This window comes from Nocardioides sp. 616 (assembly GCF_002930065.1).
Lineage (GTDB): Bacteria > Actinomycetota > Actinomycetes > Propionibacteriales > Nocardioidaceae > Nocardioides > Nocardioides houyundeii.
The window spans coordinates 17,011-35,311 of sequence record NZ_POAG01000012.1 but is presented as its reverse complement, the minus strand read 5'-3'; the positions used below and the strand labels follow the sequence as shown (position 1 = coordinate 35,311).

Sequence of the window (18,301 nt, the reverse complement as noted above, 5' to 3'; positions counted from 1 at the left end):
CTCACATCAGGAAGGTGAACAGCGGCGACCCCGGCGAGACCTGCTCGATGGTGAGCGGGCTCAGCTCCATCCTGGCCAGCAGGCCGGTCAGGTCAGCAGCGCTCTCGAGCTCGATGCCCACCAGGGCGGGGCCGGTCTCGCGGTTGTTCTTCTTCACGTACTCGAAGACCACGATGTCGTCGCCCGCCCCCAGCACGTCTGCCAGGAAGTGCCGCAGCGCTCCGGGCTCCTGGGGGAAGGAGACCAGGAAGTAGTGGCGCAGCCCCTGGTGGATCAGGGACCGCTCGAGGATCTCCCCGTAGCGACTGACGTCGTTGTTGCCGCCGGAGACCACGCACACCAGCGACTGGTCGCCCGGCACCTGGCCGACCAGGTGCCGCGCGGCGGCGCTGGCGAGGGCGCCCGCCGGCTCCGCGATGATCCCCTCGACCTGGTAGAGCTCGAGCATCTCGGTACTCACCGCGCCGGCGTCGACAGTCACCACCTCGTCGACCAGGTCGCGCACCAGCGGGAAGGTGAGCTGGCCCACGGTGCCCACGGCGGCCCCGTCCACGAACGTGTCGACCCGGTCCAGGGCGACGGGCCGACCGGCGGCCAGTGCCGCCGTCATGCTGGCCGCGCCGCTCGGCTCCACCCCGATGATCCTCACCTCGGGCCGGCGCTCGCGCAGCCACAACGCCATGCCCGCCACCAGTCCTCCCCCGCCGACCGGCGCGAGCACGGTGTGCAGCGGGCCTGGCAGCTGCTCGGAGATCTCCGCCGCCACGGTGCCCTGGCCCAGGATGGTCCGCAGGTCGTCGAACGGGTGCACGAACACCGCGCCCGTCCGGTCGGCGTCCGCGCGGGCCGCGACGCCCGCGGCGTCGTAGGTGCTGCCGCCCACCACCAGCTCGACCCGCCCCTCCCCCAGGGCCACGATGCGCTGCCGCTTCTGCCGGGGCGTGCTGCCGGGCACGTAGACCCGACCCTCGATGCCCAGCCGGGCGCAGCTCCAGGCGACCCCCTGGCCGTGGTTGCCGGCACTGGCGCAGACCACTCCCCTGCTCCGGTCCTGCTCGGTGAGCCCACTGATCAGGTGGTAGGCGCCGCGGACCTTGTAGGAGCGGGTGATCTGCCGGTTCTCGCGCTTGAGGCGGACCGGTGCGCCCACGGCTGCGGAGAGCCGGGGGCTCAGCTCCAGCTCGGTACGGCGGACCACAGGAGCCAGTCGTAGCGCCGCAGCCTCGACCTCTGCCGCACCCGGCTCGCCTCGTGTCACGCGCGCAGCCTACGCGAGCCGGGAACGCAGAACGGCCCCGGACCGTGAGGTCCGGGGCCGTTCCTAGTCGATCAACCGGTCAACGACCGGCGGTGATCACTTGTTGATCTTGGTGACCCGGCCGGCGCCGACGGTGCGGCCACCTTCACGGATCGCGAACTTCAGACCCTCGTCCATGGCGATGGGCTGGATGAGCTCGACCGACATCTCGGTGTTGTCACCCGGCATCACCATCTCGGTGCCCTCGGGGAGGGTCACCACGCCAGTCACGTCCGTGGTGCGGAAGTAGAACTGGGGACGGTAGTTGTTGAAGAACGGGGTGTGGCGACCGCCCTCCTCCTTCGAGAGGATGTAGACCGAGGCCTCGAAGTTGGTGTGCGGGGTCGTGGTGCCCGGCTTGATGACGACCATGCCGCGCTCGATGTCCTCGCGCTTGGTGCCACGAAGCAGCAGACCGACGTTCTCACCGGCCTGGCCCTCGTCGAGCAGCTTGCGGAACATCTCGACACCGGTCACGGTGGACTTCTGGGCCTTCTCGCGGATGCCGATGATCTCGACCTCCTCGTTGACCTTCACGATGCCGCGCTCGATACGGCCGGTGATGACCGTGCCGCGACCCGTGATGGTGAAGACGTCCTCGACGGGCATGAGGAACGGCTTGTCCACCTCACGCGCAGGCGTGGGGATGGCCTCGTCGACCGCGTTCATGAGCTCGACGATCGAGTCGCCCCACTTCTCGTCACCCTGCAGGGCAGGGAACGCCGCGACGCGCACGACGGGAATGTCGTCGCCCGGGTACTCGTACTCGGAGAGGAGCTCGCGCACCTCCATCTCGACGAGCTCGATGAGCTCCTCGTCGTCGACCATGTCGCACTTGTTGAGCGCGACCACCAGGGACGGCACGCCGACCTGGCGAGCGAGCAGCACGTGCTCGCGGGTCTGGGGCATCGGGCCGTCGGTCGCGGCGACCACCAGGATCGCGCCGTCCATCTGCGCAGCACCGGTGATCATGTTCTTGATGTAGTCCGCGTGACCAGGGCAGTCGACGTGCGCGTAGTGGCGCGCCTCGGTCTGGTACTCAACGTGCGCGATGGAGATCGTGATACCGCGCTGGCGCTCCTCAGGAGCCTTGTCGATCTGGTCGAAGGCCGAGGCCTCGTTCAGGTTCGGGTACTTGTCGTGCAGAACCTTAGTGATCGCCGCGGTCAAGGTGGTCTTGCCGTGGTCGATGTGACCGATCGTGCCGATGTTGACGTGCGGCTTGGTCCGCTCGAACTTCGCCTTAGCCACTGTGGGCTCCTCCTGTTGATTGTTTCATTGACTCGTGGGGTTGTGGTGCAGCCGAGGATCCGGGCGAACTACTCGCCGCGAACCTTCTTGATGATCTCGTCGGCGATGTTCGAAGGAACCTCGGCGTACGAGTCGAACTCCATCGAGTACGACGCCTGCCCGGAGGTCTTGGACCTCAGGTCGCCAACGTACCCGAACATCTCCGACAGCGGCACGAGCGCGTTGACGACCATGTCGCCGTGGCGCTCCTCCTGGTTCTGGATCTGGCCGCGTCGCGAGTTGATGTCGCCGATGACCGTGCCCAGGAAGCTGTCGGGCGTGGTCACCTCGACCGCGAACATCGGCTCGAGCAGGACGGCCTTGGCCATCCGTGCAGCCTCCTTGAACGCCTGGTTTCCGGCGATCTTGAAGGCGAGCTCAGACGAGTCGACGTCGTGGTAGGCGCCGTCCTCGAGGGTGAACTTGACGTCCACCATGGGGTAGCCGGCGAGCACGCCGAACTCCATGGCGTCCTGGCCGCCGGCGTCGACCGAGGGGATGTACTCCCGCGGGATGCGACCACCGGAGACGGCGTTGACGAACTCGTAGCCAGCACCGGTCCCGGTCTCGGGGTCGATGTTGGGCTCGAGGCTGACGACCACCTTGGCGAACTGACCCGAACCACCGGTCTGCTTCTTGTGCGTGTAGCTGTGGTTCTTGATCGCCTTGCGGATCGTCTCGCGGTAGGCCACCTGCGGCTTGCCGACGGTCGCCTCGACGCGGAACTCGCGCTTCATCCGGTCGACCAGGATCTCCAGGTGGAGCTCGCCCATGCCGGCGATGATCGTCTGGCCGGTCTCCTCGTCGGTCTTCACCGTGAAGGTGGGGTCCTCGTCGGAGAGCCGCTGGATCGCGGTTCCCAGCTTCTCCTGGTCGCTCTTGGTCTTCGGCTCGATGGCCACCTCGATCACGGGCGCGGGGAAGGTCATGGACTCCAGGACGACCTGCTTGGCCGGGTCGCACAGGGTGTGACCGGTCTTGGTGTCCTTCAGGCCCATGACGGCCACGATCTGGCCGGCGCCGACCGACGCGATCTCCTCACGCTTGTTGGCGTGCATCTGGTAGACCTTGCCGATCCGCTCCTTCTTGCCGTTGACCGAGTTGACCACGGTCGTGCCGGCCTCGAGCTTGCCCGAGTAGACGCGGACGTAGATCAGCTTGCCCAGGTGCGGGTCCGAGGCGATCTTGTAGGCGAGGCCGGAGAACGGCTCGTCGTCGCTCGGCTTGCGCACGATCTCCTTGGACTCGTCGCGCGGGTCGTGCCCGACGATGCCCTCGATGTCGAGCGGCGAGGGCAGGAACTTGACGACGGCGTCGAGCAGGGGCTGGACGCCCTTGTTCTTGAACGCGGTGCCGCACAGGACCGGGTTGAGCTTGTCGCCCAGGGTCGCGCGACGGATGGCGTCCTCGAGCTCGGGAACGGTGAAGTTCTCGTCGCCCTCGTCGAGGTACTTCTCCATGATGTCGTCGTCGGCGTCGGCGAGGGTCTCGATGAGCCGGGTGCGGTAGTCCGCGGCCTGCTCGGCGAGCTCGGCCGGGATCTCCTCGATCTCGTAGTCCTCACCCATCGTGGTCTCGCCACGCCAGGTCAGGGCACGCATGCCGATCAGGTCCACGACACCGATGAAGTCACCCTCGGCACCGATCGGGAGCTGCAGCACCAGCGGGGTGGAGTTCAAGCGCTCCACCATCATGTCGACGCAGCGGAAGAAGTCCGCCCCGGTGCGGTCGAGCTTGTTGACGAAGCACATCCGCGGCACGGAGTACTTGTTGGCCTGACGCCAGACCGTCATGGTCTGCGGCTCGACACCCGCGACACCGTCGAAGACGGCGACGGCGCCGTCGAGGACGCGCAGCGAGCGCTCGACCTCGGCGGTGAAGTCGACGTGCCCGGGGGTGTCGATGATGTTGATCTGGTGGTCCTTCCACCAGCAGGTGGTCGCGGCGGACGTGATCGTGATGCCGCGCTCCTGCTCCTGCTCCATCCAGTCCATGGTGGCGCCGCCGTCGTGGACCTCACCGATCTTGTACGTGATGCCGGTGTAGAACAGGATGCGCTCGGTGGTGGTGGTCTTGCCGGCGTCGATGTGCGCCATGATGCCGATGTTGCGGACCTTGTTGAGGTCCGTGGTGATGTCAACGGCCACTGAAAGTCACAGTTCCTAACGAGTGTCGAGTGTGCGGTGGGTGCCAGGCGTACGCCGCGGAGGCGGCGTACGCCCGCGGGATCACCAGCGGTAGTGGGCGAAGGCCTTGTTGGACTCCGCCATCTTGTGCGTGTCCTCGCGCTTCTTCACAGCGGCGCCGAGGCCGTTGCTCGCGTCGAGGATCTCGTTCATGAGGCGCTCGGCCATGGTCTTCTCACGACGGTCGGCGGCGTAGCCGACGAGCCAGCGCAGGGCCAGCGTCGTGCTGCGGTTGGCCTTGACCTCGATCGGGACCTGGTAGGTCGCTCCACCGACGCGGCGGGACTTGACCTCGATGGCCGGCTTCACGTTGTCGAGCGCACGCTTGAGCGTGAGCACGGGGTCGGTGCCGGTCTTCTCGCGGCAGCCCTCGAGCGCGGTGTAGACGATGCGCTGAGCAACCTGCTTCTTGCCGTCCTGGAGGACCTTGCTGACGAGCTGAGTGACGATCTGCGACCCGTAGACGGGGTCGACGTCCAGCGGACGCTTCGGTGCGGGACCCTTGCGCGGCATATCAGCTCTTCTCCTTCTTCGCGCCGTAGCGGCTGCGGGCCTGCTTACGGTTCTTCACGCCCTGGGTGTCGAGCGTGCCGCGGATGATCTTGTAACGGACACCGGGAAGGTCCTTCACCCGGCCGCCGCGGACGAGCACGATGGAGTGCTCCTGGAGGTTGTGGCCCACGCCCGGGATGTAGGCCGTGACCTCGACGCCGCTCGACAGGCGCACACGGGCGACCTTGCGGAGGGCGGAGTTCGGCTTCTTCGGGGTGGTGGTGTAGACGCGGGTGCAGACGCCGCGGCGCTGGGGCGAGCCCTTGAGCGCGGGGGTCTTGCTCTTGGACACCTTGTCCTGGCGGCCCTTGCGGACCAACTGCTGAATGGTGGGCACCGGGTGGTTCCCCTTCTTTTTCACTCGTCACGGCCGACGCCTTGTCGGGCACGGGATGCTGCGTTTGATCTGTGTGCCTGTCGATCAGCGCGAGAGGGACGATGTCCGGGCACGCGCATGAGCCTGGACGTACCAGACACGAGGATTGAGGCTACTCGCTCGCGTGGGCGAGGGTCAAAACGGGGCGAGTGGGCCTGGTCGCCACCAGGTAGGCGACGGCCGCGAGCGCGACCCCGGCGATCGTGATCCCGCCGCCGAGCAGCAGCGTCCACCGGGCCCCGAAGGCCTCGCCGATCCAGCCCAGCACCGGGGCTCCGACAGGAGTCCCGCCCATGAAGACCATCAGGTACAGCGCCATCACCCGTCCGCGCATTCCCGACTCGGTGCTCATCTGCATGTAGGCGTTGGCGGCGGTGATCATGGTCAGCGAGGTCAGGCCCAGGACCGGCGCGAGCAGCGCGAACGTCAGGTAGGTCGGCGCCAGCCCGGAGACCACCTCCACGGCGCCGAAGACCAGGGCCGCGCCCACCACCAGCCGGTGCCTGACCCGCTCACGTCGGGCCGCGAGCAGGGCGCCGGTCAGCGAGCCCACGGCGAGGAAGGTGCCGAGCATCCCGTACTCGGTGGGGCCCTTGCCGAAGACCTCGGTGGCCATCAGGGCCGAGGTGAGCTGGAAGTTGAGCCCGAACGTCCCGACCACGAAGACGATCGCCAGGATCAGCATCAGGTCGGGTCGGTTGCGCACGTAGCTGACCCCGGCCCTGATCGCGCCCGGGCCCCGCTCCGTCGGCGCCGGGGTGTCCAGCTGGCTCACGTCCAGCCGACGGAGCGTGGCGATGGGCGCCGCGTAGGAGACCGCGTTGAACAGGATCACCCACCCGGTGCCCGCGACGCCGCCTCCGAGGGCGGCGATCAGCAGGCCGGCCAGGCCGGGGCCGACCAGCCGGGCGGCGTTGAACGAGGCGGAGTTGAGCCCCACGGCGTTCGACAGGTCCTCCGGCTCGACCATCTCCGAGACGAACGACTGGCGTGCGGGAGCGTCGAAGGCCGAGGCGATGCCGAGGACGAACGCGAGCACGTAGACGTGCCAGATCTGGGCCGTGCCGGTGACCGCCAGCAGTCCCAGGATCAGCGCCGGGAGCGCCATGCCCAGGTTGGTCAGCTGCAGCAGGCGGTGCTTGGGCACCCGGTCGGCGACGAGGCCGGCGAACGGCGAGAGCAGCAGGATCGGCAGGAACTGCAGGCCGGTGGTGATGCCCAGCGCGGAGCCGGCGTTGGAGCTCAGCTGGAGGACGAGCCAGTCCTGCGCGACGCGCTGCATCCAGGTGCCGGTGTTCGAGACGACACCGCCGGCGGCGTACAGCCGGTAGTTGGCGTTGGCGAGGGAGCGGAAGGTGGGACTCAAGAGGTGTGGATCAGTCTTCCTGTGCTAGACGTTGGAGGAGCAGGGCGGCGCGGCACAGCGTCTCGCGGTCGTCGGGCGTGAGCTCCTGGAGCCGCCGCGCCAGCCAGGCGTCGCGCCGCTCCCGGTCGGCCAGGAGGGTGGCGCGTCCCAGGTCGGTCAGGGACACCACGACCTGGCGGCGGTCGGTCTCGTGCGGGCGCCGCACCAGGTAGCCCCCGTTCTCCAGGGCCGTGACCGTGCGGGTCATCGAGGGCGGTTGCACACGCTCGGCGCCGGCGAGGTCGCCGATGCCCATGTCACCGAAGCGGAAGAGGCTGCCCAGCACGGTCATCGCACCAAGGCTGAGCTCGTTGTCGGGGTGACGCTCGATGGCTAGCCGTCGGCGCAGTCGCATCACGCCCATCCGGAGCTCGGCCGCGAGGCCGGTGTCGCTGAGCGCTTCCTCGAGGGCGGACATGTCCTTAGTCTAGGTCATTACCTTGGGTAAATACATTGCGAGAGTACGTGAGTTGCTGCACACCTGGGTCCACGACGAAGCCCCCCACGCCCGAGCAGCGCCGGTGGCGGTCGCAGGGGCGTGAGGGGCTTGGGCGTGCCGACTCAGGTGAGCCAGGAGGTGATCGGGTTGATGGCGAAGTAGACGACGAAGAGGGCGGCGACGAGCCACATCAGCGGGTGGACCTCGCGGACCTTGCCCACCACCACCTTGATCAGCACGTAGGCCAGGAAGCCCCCGCCGATGCCTGCGGTGATCGAGTAGGTGAACGGCATCAGCACGATGGTCAGGAAGGCCGGGATGGCGATCTCCACGTCGTCCCAGCTGATGCCGGTGACCTGCTGCATCATCAGGAACCCGACGAGCACCAGGGCGGGCACCGCCGCCTCGGACGGGATGGCCTCCACCACGGGGGTGAAGAAGGTGGCTGCCAGGAAGAGCAGGCCGGTGACGATGGCCGCCAGACCCGTGCGTGCGCCTTCACCCACGCCGGAGGCGGACTCGATGTAGGAGGTGTTGGAGGAGACTCCCCCGGCCCCACCGGCCATGGCCGCGATCGAGTCGACCACCAGGATGCGCTGGGCGTTGGGCGGGCTGCCCTCCTCGTCGTTCAGTCCGGCCTCGGCGCCGATGGCCGTCATGGTGCCCATGGTGTCGAAGAAGTCGGCGAGCATCAGGGAGAACACCAGGAGCAGGGCGGCGATCACGCCCCCCTCGAGGCTGCTGAACGCACCGAAGAGCGAGAACTGCCCCAGGGTGGCGAAGTCGGGCACGCCGACCAGGGAGCCGCCGAAGTCCGGCACGCTCAGCGTCCAGCCGCCGGGGTTCTCCGAGACCGATCCCAGCTCGAGCACTGCCTCGACCAGGACCGCGACGACCGTGGTCACCAGGATGCCGATCAGGATGGCCCCCCGGACCTTGCGCACCCACAGCGCGATGAGCAGCAGCAGACCGAAGGCGAAGACCAGCACGGGCCACCCGGACAGCGTGCCGCTGGCGCCGAGCTGCACCGGGACGGTGGTCTGGGCAGCATCGGGGATACGGGTGACGAAGCCGGCGTCGACGAAGCCGATGAGTGCGATGAAGAGGCCGATGCCCACCGAGATCGCGACCTTGAGCTGCTGCGGCACCGCGCGGAACACCGCGGTGCGGAACCCGGTCAGCACCAGCACCAGGATCACGATGCCCTCGAGCACCACCAGGCCCATGGCGTCGGCCCAGGTGGACTGCGTGGCGATCGAGAAGGCGACGAAGGCGTTGAGACCCAGTCCCGCGGCGAGCGCGAGCGGGAAGTTGGCCGCGGCCCCCATCAGGATGCACAGCACCCCGGCGACCAGCGCCGTACCGGCAGCGATCGCCGGCAGGTTGGGCCCGGCCCCCTCCGCGGCACCCAGGAAGTTCCCCTCGGAGTCGGGCACGAAGCCCAGGATCAGGGGGTTGAGCACCACGATGTAGGCCATCGTGAGGAAGGTGACGACACCGCCACGCACCTCCCGGCCGGTGGTCGATCCCCGCTCACTGATCTTGAAGAAATTGTCGAGCCAACCGCGTGCGGGGGCTGCCTTCTCGTCCACGTCGTTGTCCACGGAAGCGAATCCTCGCAGACCCGGCGGAAGAGCGGGACACCGATGACCAACATGTAACGTGAGGGACGTGGAACTCTCCGGCGACCAGCACCCCGAGCACGACGTCGGACGCTCTCTCTACGCGATCGCCGACGTCGAGCCCCTCGACGTCGACGGCGTACGGACGATGGAGGTCGGCACGGCGCTGTGGCTCGTGGGCTTCGTGGCGCTGCTGCCGTTCTACGGACCGCTGCAGGACTCCGGACGACTGTGGTGGCTGTGGACCTGCATGGCAGGGCTGGGCCTGGGGCTCTTCGGTCTGGAGTACTGCCGGCGACGTCGCACCCGCGCCGCCACGTCAGTCACCGACGCCGGCGGTCGCCGCCGGACCTGACCGGAGCGGGCGGTCGAGGTGGGGAGGCCTGACCAAGACGGTCGGGACCAGATCGGGACTAGAAGGACTCCAGGTCCCGGTCGAGGGTGTCGAAAGCGTGCTCCGGCATCGGCAGCGGCTGCTGCTTGCGGGCCAGCTTGACCTCCGAGTGCGCACCGCAGCCGTGGTCGAAGCTGACCACCCGGCCGTCGTCGTTGGCGTTGCCGTTGGCGCAGACCCCGAACATCTCGGCCAGCGGGCCGGCGAGCCGCACCAGGAACCCGCAGGTCGAGCACGGCTCCGGGGCCGCCTTCGCGATCGGCGACTCGGGGCCGCTGTCCCCGTCGTACCAGCGCTGTGCGGCCTGGTCGCGCCCCTCGATCGAGAGGGTCCGGACCCGACCCAGGCCGAGCTCTGCCACGACCTCCTTGACCTGGACGCGGTCCTCGGCGCTCAGCGGGTCGTCGCCGAAGGAGTACGTCGGCACCAGTCGGGGGTCCTCGTCCTCGACCGGCAGCAGGTCGCCGGGAGACAGGTCCCCGGGCTGGAGCCGCTCCTTGTAGGGCACCCAGCTGGGCGCGACGATGGCATCGGGCCCGGGCAGCAGGACCACCTCGTCGGCGGTGACCCGGGTGTCGTCGGGGGCGCGGGAGATGGTGACCGACCACTGCCAGCCGACGTAGCCGGGGTGGGTGCAGGCGAAGACGTGCGTCACCGTGGTCGCGTCCTCCGCGACGACCGAGAGGTGCTCGCCGACCTGGTCGGCCGGCGCCTCCTCGCGCAGGATCTCGCGAGCCGCCTCGACCGCGTCGGCGAGGACGGAGTCGGGCTGGACGGATGCTAGGGCGTTCACGCGCCGAATCATGTCACGCCCGCCATCCACAACCCAACGCCTGCACCCGGCACCCGGCCTGAGCGGGGAGGATGGGCGGGTGAGCACCGGCGCGCCGCAGCCCCCACCCCGCCAGGACCCGATGTCCGGGCGGCAGCGAGTCCAGGCTTGGGCCCGCTCCGCCGGCGGGGCCGCGGGGCGGGCCACTGCGGGCGCCGCGCGCGCCGGGCGCTTCCTGGCCGGCCAGGCCAGGCGTGCCTCGCGGGCCGAGGGGGCCGGCGAGTCCGGACTGTCCCGGCTCATCGAGCTGCACGCCCTCAACGCCGCGGGCGATGCCGCCGTCGCCATCTCCCTGGCCGGCACCCTCTTCTTCCAGGTGCCCACCGGGGAGGCCCGGGGCCAGGTAGCGCTCTTCCTGGGCCTGACGATGCTGCCCTTTGCGATCGTGGCACCGCTGATCGGCCCGTTCCTGGACCGCTTCGCGCACGGCCGCCGCTGGGCCATCGGGACCACCATGGCCGTGCGCGGGTTCCTGTGCTGGGTACTGGCCGGAGCGGTGGTCACTGAGTCCGTCTGGCTCTTCCCCGCCGCCCTGGGCGTGCTCGTGGCGTCCAAGGCCTACGGGGTCACGCGCGCCGCGTCGGTCCCCCGGCTGCTGCCGCGGGGACAGACCCTGGTCAAGGCCAACGGAAGGATCTCCCTGGCCGGCGTCGTGGGGGCAGGTGTCTCCGCCCCGCTGGCCGGACTGGCCTCCTACGCCGGTCCCGAGTGGTCGCTGCGCTACGGGTTCGTGGTCTTCGCGCTGGCCACGATCTGGGCGATCCGGCTCCCGCAGCGGGTGGACTCCAGCATCGGCGAGGGCACCATGGTCATGGGTCCGGACTCGGCGGGGACCGGAGCACCGGACGGGCGCGCCCGGCGGCCGCGGGTGCGCATCCCCGGGCCGGTGGCGTACGCGCTGCGGGCCAACTGCGGCCCTCGCTGGCTCTCTGGCTTCCTGACCATGTTCATGGCCTTCCTGCTGCGCGAGAACCCCATCGACGGCTGGCGCTCGGAGTACCTGCTCGCCGCGGTCATCGGGGCGGCGGGAGCGGGGAACACCCTCGGCATCGCGGTGGCCTCGCTGACCCGGCGCATCGACCCGCGGGTGACCGTGCTGGTGGCGCTGGCCGCCGACGCCGTGCTGGCGCTGCTGGCGGCGTTGTTCTACGGCCTGGTCACCCTGGTGCTGCTGGGCCTGACGGCGGGTCTGGCCCAGTCCCTGGCCAAGCTCTCCCTGGACTCGACCATCCAGCAGCACGTGCCTGGCCGGGTGCAGAGCAGCGCCTTCGCCCGCAGCGACACCACGCTGCAGAGCGCCTGGGTGGTCGGTGGGTTCGTCGGGATCGCGATGCCGCTGATGCCACGCCTGGGACTCGGCGTCGCGGCAGCCGTGCTGACGGCCTGGGCGGCGTACGTGCTGCTCAGCCGCCCGGCTGTACCACGGTCCTAGAGCTCGAGCTCGTCGGCCAGGGCGCGCAGCAGCTTGGCGGTGGGGCGCGAGGTCTTGGGGTCGGGGTGCCGGTCGTGGCGGTACCCCTCCCCCAGGTTGTCCAGCAGCCGGATCAGGTCCTCGACGATGCTGACCATCTCCTCGGGACGCTTGCGCGCGGCGTTGCGCTGGTTGCGCGAGACCGAGGGCGGGGCGTCCAGCAGGCGCACCTGCAGCGCCTGCTCGCCGCGTCGGCCCTGGGCGACCCCGAACTCGACCCGGGCGCCGTTCTTCAGGGTGCTCACCCCGGCGGGCAGCGCGTCGGAGTGCACGTAGACGTCCGGGCCGCCACCGTCCTGGGACAGGAACCCGAAGCCCTTGTCGGTGTCGAACCACTTCACCTTGCCAGTGGGCATCGCTCTCACGTCTCCTCGGCGCAGACCGCGGCACACACCGCGGCGAACGAGAAGGATAGGGCGCTGGCTCCAGCAGCTGCCACCCGCTACCCGGCGATGGGATGCGCCGGCCGCCACGTGGGAGCCGCGCTCAGCCCGCCAGGTGCCGGTCCAGCCAGCCCGGGAACTCCGTCAGGTCCTCCAGCACCACGTCGGTGCCGGCGGCCAGCAGCTCCTCCCGGGTGCAGCCACCGGTGAGCACCGAGACGCTGAGCGCACCGCCGGCACGGGCGCCCTCGACGTCGTGCACGTGGTCCCCGACGTAGATGTCGACCCCGTGCTCGGCCAGCACCGCGCCCTTGCCGACACCCCAGACGTCGCCGGCGAGGTGGTCGACGTCGAGCGAGAGGTGGTCGAGGTGCAGCCGGGCGTTGGGCGTGTACTTGCCCGTCACCACCACGACGCCGCCGGAGTGCGCGCGCACCGCCGCGATCGCCTCGACGGCCCCGATCAGGGCGGGCACCGGGTGGATCGCGCGGCCCGGGTAGAGCTCGCGGAACCGGTCGACGGCCGCGTCGATGCCGTCCTCGGGGAGGTACTCGGCGAGCAGGTGCGCCAGTGGCGGACCGAGTCGAGAGGTCATGGCCGGGGTGTCGAACTCGACGCCGTGCTCCGCGCCCAGCGCCAGGAGCGTGGCCGTGAAACCCGGCACCGTGTCGATCAGGGTCATGTCCAGGTCGAAGCCCACGACCGGTCCGACGTGCGTCCTCGACATGCTCCGAGCCTAGGAGCGGGTTGGACCTCGGCCAAAACCCTGCCACGATGTGCGGCGCGGACTGACACTGGATCACGACACAAGCCGGGAGCGGGTGGACGACCATGCAGGGTGCGCGGGACGGCCGCCGACGAGCGCTGCGGGCCGCTCTCCTGGCGTCGGTCACCGGAGTGCTCACCGGACTGAGCCTGGTGGTCGCCCTCCTCCCCGCGCAGGCGCGCGATGCCCCCGGCCGGCTGCACCTGGTCACCCTGAGCACACCGGGGACCTCGGGCTCGGACCGCTCCGCCGAGGAGCTGCTCTCGATGCAGGACGCCGTGCTCTCCGAGGCCGGCGTCGCAGAGCCGGCGTACCGGTGGACGACCGCCCTGAACGGCTTCGCCGCGGAGCTGACCCCGGTGCAGGTCGAGGCGCTGCGGGCCGCGGAGTCGGTGTCGTTGGTGGAGCCCAACGAGGTGCACGAGCTCTCCTCCAGGCCGACCGACCTCGGCACCCGCACGGCGCGAGTCCCCGAGCGGGCTCGGGGCGGCGCCGGCATCGTGGTCGGCATCGTCGACTCCGGCATCGCCCCCGACAACCCGCTCTTCGCCGACGTCCCCGGTCTGGGACGCGAGCCCGAGCGGTTCTCCGGCGCCTGCATGCCCGGTGACGACTGGTCGGCCGACTCCTGCCACCGCAAGCTGGTCGGCGTCAGCTGGTTCGTCTCCGGCTTCGGCCCCGAGCGGCTCCGCGCGGCGGAGTCCCTCTCTGCTCGCGACGTGATCGGCCACGGCACCCAGGTCGCCTCCGTGGTCGCGGGCAACGCGGAGGTCTCGGTCTCGGCCGGCCCGAGCGCGGCGGGGCGGTTCAGCGGGGTCGCGCCGCAGGCGCGGGTGGCCGCCTACAAGGCCTGCTGGGCCGCGCCGGACCCAGCTGACGACGGCTGTGCCAGCGCCGACCTGGTGACGGCGATCGACCGGGCCACCTCCGACGGGGTGGACGTGCTGAGCCTCTCAGTCGCCGGCGGGCACGCGTTCGACACCGTGCAGCGGGCGCTGCTCGGTGCCGCGGAGGCCGACATCGTGGTCGTGGGCGCGGCGGGCAACCGCGCCGGCCGGGCCTACGCCGCGCACGCCTCCCCCTGGGTGACCACGGTCGGAGCGATGGCCGGTCCGGTTCCCCAGGGACGGGTCGTGGTCCGCGGCTCGGCGCTGAGCCTGGTGGGCGCCAGCCGGAGCACCGTGGCCACCGGCTCCGTGCCGATCGTGCTGGCCGGGCGCTCCCGGACGGCGGGCTCTGCGCTGTCCGGGGCGCGGCAGTGCCGGGAGGGCTCCCTCGACGCCGGTCTGGTCGCCGGCGCCATCGTGGTCTGCCAGCGCGGCGGCATCGGTCGCATCGACAAGTCGAGCGCGGTACGCCGAGCGGGCGGGATCGGCATGGTGCTCACCAACGTGCGCGGGTCGGCCCGGATCGCGGACGTGCACTCGGTGCCGACGGTGCACCTGGGGGCCAGGGACGGCGCCCGCCTGGTGCGCCACCTGCGCAGGCACTCCGCAACGAAGGCCCGCATCGCTCCGGTGCAGCAGCGCGGCGCGGGCGCCCGGACGGCTCGCTGGTCCTCACCCGGCGACCCGGACGGGGCGGTCGTCAAGCCCGACGTGCTCGCCGCGGGCACCGGCGTCCTCGGAGCCGTGCCACCGGTGACCGGTCGCCGCTGGAACGCCTTCAGCGGCACCTCGGCCGCGGCGGCGCACGTGTCTGGGCTGGCGGCGCTGCTCCGCGCCCGCCACCGGGACTGGAGCGCCCCGACGGTGCGCTCCGCGCTGACCACCAGCAGCGCAGCCGTTCGGGACGGCACCTCGACCCTGCGCCAGGGCTCCGGTCGCGTCCGCCGGGACGCCGCCCTGCGCCCCGGCCTGGTGCTGCGGGTCGCCTCGAGCGACTACCGGCGCTGGCTTTCGGGCACCCTGCCCAGCCGGTCCCTCAACACGCCCTCGATCATGGCCAGGGACTCCGCCGTGGTCACCCGCGAGGTGACCAACGTCGGCACCCGCTCCATGTACTACTCCTCGGCCGCCTCGGGGTTCGACCACCACAGCGTGCGGGTGGAGCCGGCCGCGCTGCGGTTGCGACCGGGCCAGAGCACCACGTTCCGGGTGGTCGTGGCAGGGAGCGCCACCCCGCGCGGGGACAGCGGGACGGTGACCTGGCGAGGCGCGCAGGGCACGACGGTGCGCATCCCGGTCTTCATCACCCGGTAGCGACCTCAGGCCTCGCGCTGGACCGTCATCTCGCGGTCCCCGAACCGCACCCGGTCGCCGGCGATCAGGGTCGTGGGCTTGCCGGCGGTGAGCTCACGGGTCACGCCCTGTCGCAGCAGCAGCGACCCGTTGGTCGAGCCGCGGTCCATCACGGCCAGGGCTCCGTCCGGCATCGGGCCGAACTGCGCGTGCGTCTTTGACAGCGACATGTCCGAGGAGGGCAGGGCGACCACGTGCCGCACTCCCTCGCCGTGGCCGGGCTCCGGGCGTCGGCCCACCAGGGTCAGCCCCTCCACCACGAAGGACTCGCCGGTGTCGAAGGAGACGCGCCAGCGCACCGCGGACGGCCCGGGAACCGCGCCGGCGGGGTTGCGACGGGCCACCGTGCGCCCTGGGTCGTCAGCACCCTCGAACCGCGGCGCCGGCGCGGGGGTCGGGGCGGGGGTCGGGGCGGGAGCGGGCTCCGGTGCCCGCGCCACCGGCGTGCCGGACCCCGGGGTGGCCGGTCGCAGCGGGCGGGGCACCTCCGGCTGGGGCGGGGCCGGCACGAGGCGCATCGCGGTCAGGTTCACCACGTGCCGGGGCGCCTCGACCTCGACCTCGTCCACGACGACGACCGGCCGGACGTCGACCACCACGGAGCCGGCGCGGTGGTCGTGCCACCCTCGTCGGTGTCCGCGCCCGTCGGCCAGCGCCGTCCAGGCCAGCGCGGCCAGTCCGAAGCCCAGGGTGGGCAGGGTGGCCACCCCGAGGACCAGGGCCCGGACCAGGCCGGGCCCGGCACCGATCGTCGTACCGGAGCCGTGGTGGACCACGCGCAGGCCGACCAGCGACTTGCCGGGCGTCGCCCCCCGGGTGCCCACCAGGACACCACTGCCCAGGGTCACCAGCACGGCGAGCCCGCAGACCAGCAGCACCGTGTAGAGCAGTCCGTCGCGCCCCCACGCCCACCATCCCAGCGCGGCCGCGAGCAGGTAGAGGCCCCAGGCCAGCGCCCGGTCCAGGGCGAAGGCGTAGAAGCGCCGGTCGAGCTCGGCGACGGGATAGGTCGGCGACGGCACCGGCGGCATGGGCGCCGGAGCGCTCACGGCTGGGTCACCTGGATGGTGACACCGTCCCCGAGGTCGAGGATCGCGCCGGGCATGAGGGAGACCGCGATCCCCGGCTGGAGGTCCTCCTGCGGGAGACCGGGCTGCACCAGCAGCGTCCCGTTGGTCGAACCCAGGTCCGTCACCACCGCCATCCCGTGGTCCACCCCGGAGCCGGGCCGGATCTCCAGGTGGGTCGAGGAGACCTCCTGGTGCGGGCTCGGGACGGTGATGAGCTGGGGCTGGTCCCCGGGGGTGAACCGGCGTGCCTCCGGGGCCCGCCCGACGAGGATGGCACGGTCGACCTCGGCCGTGGTGCCGTGGCTGAAGACCAGTCGGGCGACCGGACGCGAGGTCACGCTAGGAGCCTGGGGCTGCCCGGGGATGCCGGGCTGGGGCACCGGGCCGGGCTGCGCTCCGGTCTGGGTCATGCCGTCGTGGTCCAGGGCCGGGTGCTCGCCCGTCTCGTCCGCCTCCGGTGGGAGGCCCGCGACCGCCGGGGTCAGCACCACGGGCTCGGGCCCGGCAGATGGCACGGGCTCGGGGGCGGGCTCGGCGACGGGCTCGGGGGCGGGCTCCGAAGCGACGGGCTCTACCTCGACCGCGGCCGGCACCTCGACCGCGGCCGGCACCTCGACCGCGGCCGGCACCTCGACCGGTCCCTGGCCCGGGACCGAGTCGTCGACCGGGATCTCGCCGGGGGTCCCCCACACCACCGAGCCGACCCGCAGCAGTCCCTGGGTCAGCGACACCTCGGGACCGGTCGGCGCGCTGTCGGGCAGGGTCAGGACCACGGCGGTGACGTCGGTGAAGGACTGCTCCCCCCACACCCGGTCCTGCCCCGTGACCTCGACCGTCCCGGTCGCGGTGTGCACAGACGCGGAGGCGGAGCCGCGCACCAGCACCCGGGCGGAGGAGTCCGAGGCGGCCACGACCACGAAGTCGTCGATCCCGCCCAGTCCCTGGGCCAGCAGCGCGTCCAGGACGACCTCGAACGGCGCGGCGTCGTCCACCAGCGCCCACAGCCCGGCGATCCGGGACTTCTGCGCCGCCGGGACCAGCACGCTGATCTCGGGGCCGAAGGCCGCCAGCCACGCGCCCGCCCGGGCAGAGCGGTTCTTCACGTCGTTCACGGCAGGGCCCCCTGGTTTGTCTCGTCACTCGCCGCACGATGCGAGTCGTCGTCGTTCTCGGCCAATCCCACCACATCGACCACCACTGCCGTGGCGTTGTCGCGACCCCCGGCGTCCAGGGCCGCCTGCACGAGCTCGGCGGCTGCCTGGCCCGGGTCCGGGCAGCGGCGCAGGATGCGCTCGATGTCGACGTCGTCGATCATCGCGTTGATCCCGTCGGTGCACAGCAGCAGCCGGTGCGCGGCGTCCAGCGGCACCAGGAAGAAGTCGGGCTCGGGCACGTCGGCGGCACTCAGCGCCCGGGTGATCACGTGACGCTCCGGGTGGTGCTGCGCCTGCTCGGCGGTGATCTGGCCGGCGTCCACGAGCTCCTGGACCACGGAGTGGTCGACGCTGACCTGGTCCAGCCCCCCGGGGCCCAGCCCGTAGACGCGGGAGTCCCCCAGGTTGGCCAGCAGCCAGCGGGGCCCGTCCTCGTCCCGCACCAGCATCGCCACCACCGCGGTGGTCCCGGCATGGATCGAGGCGCCCCGGTGTCCCTGCCCCTCGGCGTACTCGCGCAGCCGGTCACGGCAGCGCTCCAGGGCGGCCAGCACGGTCCGGGCCGCGACGCGCGGCTCGAGCAGCGCATCGCCGAGCTTGGCGAACTCCTCCACCACCATCGCGCTGGCCACGTCGCCCCCGGCGTGCCCGCCCATGCCGTCGGCCACCACGAAGACCGGAGGGGCGGTCAGGAAGGAGTCCTCATTGACCGCGCGGACGTGGCCGACGTCGGTGGCGGAGCCGTGCTGGAGGTCGACCGCCGTCATCCGTGTCTCCTACTGGTCTGGCGCCTGGTCTGGCACGAGGTCCCGGAGCACCCGGGT

General features: G+C 71.2%; 17 protein-coding genes. 3 read left to right on the top strand and 14 right to left on the bottom strand.

Going from position 1 to position 18,301, the window contains the following annotated elements:
• Position 1: 1 nt before the first annotated feature.
• The 8 genes from ilvA to C5H89_RS04610 all read right to left on the bottom strand — a co-directional run bounded on the left by ilvA (position 2) and on the right by C5H89_RS04610 (position 9,149).
• The gene (gene ilvA, locus C5H89_RS04645; protein WP_104105913.1) at positions 2 to 1,258 is read right to left on the bottom strand and encodes a threonine ammonia-lyase IlvA; all 1,257 of its coding nucleotides are present in this window, start codon (positions 1,256 to 1,258) and stop codon (positions 2 to 4) included.
• Between the two features lie 96 nt (positions 1,259 to 1,354).
• Positions 1,355 to 2,548 carry an elongation factor Tu gene (gene tuf, locus C5H89_RS04640; RefSeq protein ID WP_104105912.1) on the bottom strand — a complete coding sequence of 398 codons (1,194 nt, stop codon included), beginning with the start codon at positions 2,546 to 2,548 and terminating at the stop codon, positions 1,355 to 1,357.
• 68 nt (positions 2,549 to 2,616) lie between these two features.
• Positions 2,617 to 4,734, bottom strand: a complete 2,118-nt coding sequence (gene fusA / locus C5H89_RS04635) for an elongation factor G (RefSeq protein ID WP_104105911.1) — start codon at positions 4,732 to 4,734, stop codon at positions 2,617 to 2,619.
• 81 nt (positions 4,735 to 4,815) lie between these two features.
• Positions 4,816 to 5,286 carry a 30S ribosomal protein S7 gene (gene rpsG, locus C5H89_RS04630; protein WP_101525254.1) on the bottom strand — a complete coding sequence of 157 codons (471 nt, stop codon included), beginning with the start codon at positions 5,284 to 5,286 and terminating at the stop codon, positions 4,816 to 4,818.
• A gap of 1 nt (position 5,287) precedes the next feature.
• Positions 5,288 to 5,662 carry a 30S ribosomal protein S12 gene (gene rpsL / locus C5H89_RS04625; protein ID WP_101526259.1) on the bottom strand — a complete coding sequence of 125 codons (375 nt, stop codon included), beginning with the start codon at positions 5,660 to 5,662 and terminating at the stop codon, positions 5,288 to 5,290.
• A 151-nt stretch (positions 5,663 to 5,813) separates the two neighbouring features.
• Positions 5,814 to 7,067, bottom strand: a complete 1,254-nt coding sequence (locus tag C5H89_RS04620; RefSeq protein WP_104105910.1) for an MFS transporter — start codon at positions 7,065 to 7,067, stop codon at positions 5,814 to 5,816.
• Between the two features lie 10 nt (positions 7,068 to 7,077).
• Complete coding sequence (locus C5H89_RS04615; RefSeq protein ID WP_104105909.1) at positions 7,078 to 7,524, bottom strand: MarR family transcriptional regulator; 447 nt, start codon at positions 7,522 to 7,524, stop codon at positions 7,078 to 7,080.
• 143 nt (positions 7,525 to 7,667) lie between these two features.
• Positions 7,668 to 9,149, bottom strand: a complete 1,482-nt coding sequence (locus C5H89_RS04610) for a solute carrier family 23 protein (protein ID WP_162799209.1) — start codon at positions 9,147 to 9,149, stop codon at positions 7,668 to 7,670.
• A 67-nt stretch (positions 9,150 to 9,216) separates the two neighbouring features.
• Between C5H89_RS04610 and C5H89_RS04605 the strand changes: the two genes are divergently transcribed.
• Positions 9,217 to 9,522, top strand: coding sequence for a DUF2530 domain-containing protein (locus C5H89_RS04605; protein WP_240181707.1), 306 nt, complete (start codon positions 9,217 to 9,219; stop codon positions 9,520 to 9,522).
• A 58-nt stretch (positions 9,523 to 9,580) separates the two neighbouring features.
• On the opposite strand, the gene C5H89_RS04600 is transcribed toward C5H89_RS04605, so the two are convergent.
• A complete protein-coding gene (locus tag C5H89_RS04600) occupies positions 9,581 to 10,354 on the bottom strand; it encodes a DUF3027 domain-containing protein (RefSeq protein WP_240181706.1) in 774 nt (257 codons plus the stop codon).
• A 79-nt stretch (positions 10,355 to 10,433) separates the two neighbouring features.
• Here C5H89_RS04600 and C5H89_RS04595 point away from each other — a divergent pair, with 79 nt between their 5' ends.
• On the top strand, positions 10,434 to 11,825 hold the full coding sequence (locus C5H89_RS04595; protein ID WP_240181705.1) for an MFS transporter: 1,392 nt from the start codon (positions 10,434 to 10,436) through the stop codon (positions 11,823 to 11,825).
• Here C5H89_RS04595 and C5H89_RS04590 read toward each other — a convergent pair.
• Positions 11,822 to 12,220, bottom strand: coding sequence for a cold-shock protein (locus tag C5H89_RS04590; protein ID WP_104105905.1), 399 nt, complete (start codon positions 12,218 to 12,220; stop codon positions 11,822 to 11,824). The two genes, C5H89_RS04595 and C5H89_RS04590, sit on opposite strands and share 4 nt — an antisense overlap.
• A gap of 130 nt (positions 12,221 to 12,350) precedes the next feature.
• A complete protein-coding gene (locus tag C5H89_RS04585) occupies positions 12,351 to 12,974 on the bottom strand; it encodes an HAD family hydrolase (protein WP_104105904.1) in 624 nt (207 codons plus the stop codon).
• Positions 12,975 to 13,078: 104 nt separating this feature from the next.
• Here C5H89_RS04585 and C5H89_RS04580 point away from each other — a divergent pair, with 104 nt between their 5' ends.
• Positions 13,079 to 15,214 carry a S8 family serine peptidase gene (locus C5H89_RS04580; protein WP_104105903.1) on the top strand — a complete coding sequence of 712 codons (2,136 nt, stop codon included), beginning with the start codon at positions 13,079 to 13,081 and terminating at the stop codon, positions 15,212 to 15,214.
• Between the two features lie 5 nt (positions 15,215 to 15,219).
• Here the strand turns inward: C5H89_RS04580 and C5H89_RS04575 are convergent, their stop codons facing one another.
• Genes C5H89_RS04575 through C5H89_RS04565 form a run of 3 tightly spaced genes read right to left on the bottom strand, consistent with a single transcriptional unit; the run spans position 15,220 to position 18,244 of the window.
• Complete coding sequence (locus C5H89_RS04575) at positions 15,220 to 16,302, bottom strand: RDD family protein (RefSeq protein ID WP_162799208.1); 1,083 nt, start codon at positions 16,300 to 16,302, stop codon at positions 15,220 to 15,222.
• On the bottom strand, positions 16,299 to 17,435 hold the full coding sequence (locus tag C5H89_RS04570) for an FHA domain-containing protein (RefSeq protein WP_104105901.1): 1,137 nt from the start codon (positions 17,433 to 17,435) through the stop codon (positions 16,299 to 16,301). The genes C5H89_RS04575 and C5H89_RS04570 overlap by 4 nt, the downstream gene beginning before the upstream one ends.
• Positions 17,432 to 18,244 (bottom strand): protein phosphatase 2C domain-containing protein, encoded by an 813-nt coding sequence (locus C5H89_RS04565; RefSeq protein ID WP_104105900.1) that lies wholly within the window; start codon positions 18,242 to 18,244, stop codon positions 17,432 to 17,434. The genes C5H89_RS04570 and C5H89_RS04565 overlap by 4 nt, the downstream gene beginning before the upstream one ends.
• Between the last annotated feature and the right edge of the window lie 57 nt (positions 18,245 to 18,301).

Bases quoted from the DNA above. Each gene is read 5' to 3' on its own strand.
- rpsG (WP_101525254.1), bottom strand. From the start codon at position 5,286: ATGCCGCGCAAGGGTCCCGCACCGAAGCGTCCGCTGGACGTCGACCCC.
- C5H89_RS04615 (WP_104105909.1), bottom strand. From the start codon at position 7,524: ATGTCCGCCCTCGAGGAAGCGCTCAGCGACACCGGCCTCGCGGCCGAG.
- C5H89_RS04590 (WP_104105905.1), bottom strand. From the start codon at position 12,220: ATGCCCACTGGCAAGGTGAAGTGGTTCGACACCGACAAGGGCTTCGGG.
- C5H89_RS04585 (WP_104105904.1), bottom strand. From the start codon at position 12,974: ATGTCGAGGACGCACGTCGGACCGGTCGTGGGCTTCGACCTGGACATG.
- C5H89_RS04580 (WP_104105903.1), top strand. From the start codon at position 13,079: ATGCAGGGTGCGCGGGACGGCCGCCGACGAGCGCTGCGGGCCGCTCTC.
- C5H89_RS04565 (WP_104105900.1), bottom strand. From the start codon at position 18,244: ATGACGGCGGTCGACCTCCAGCACGGCTCCGCCACCGACGTCGGCCAC.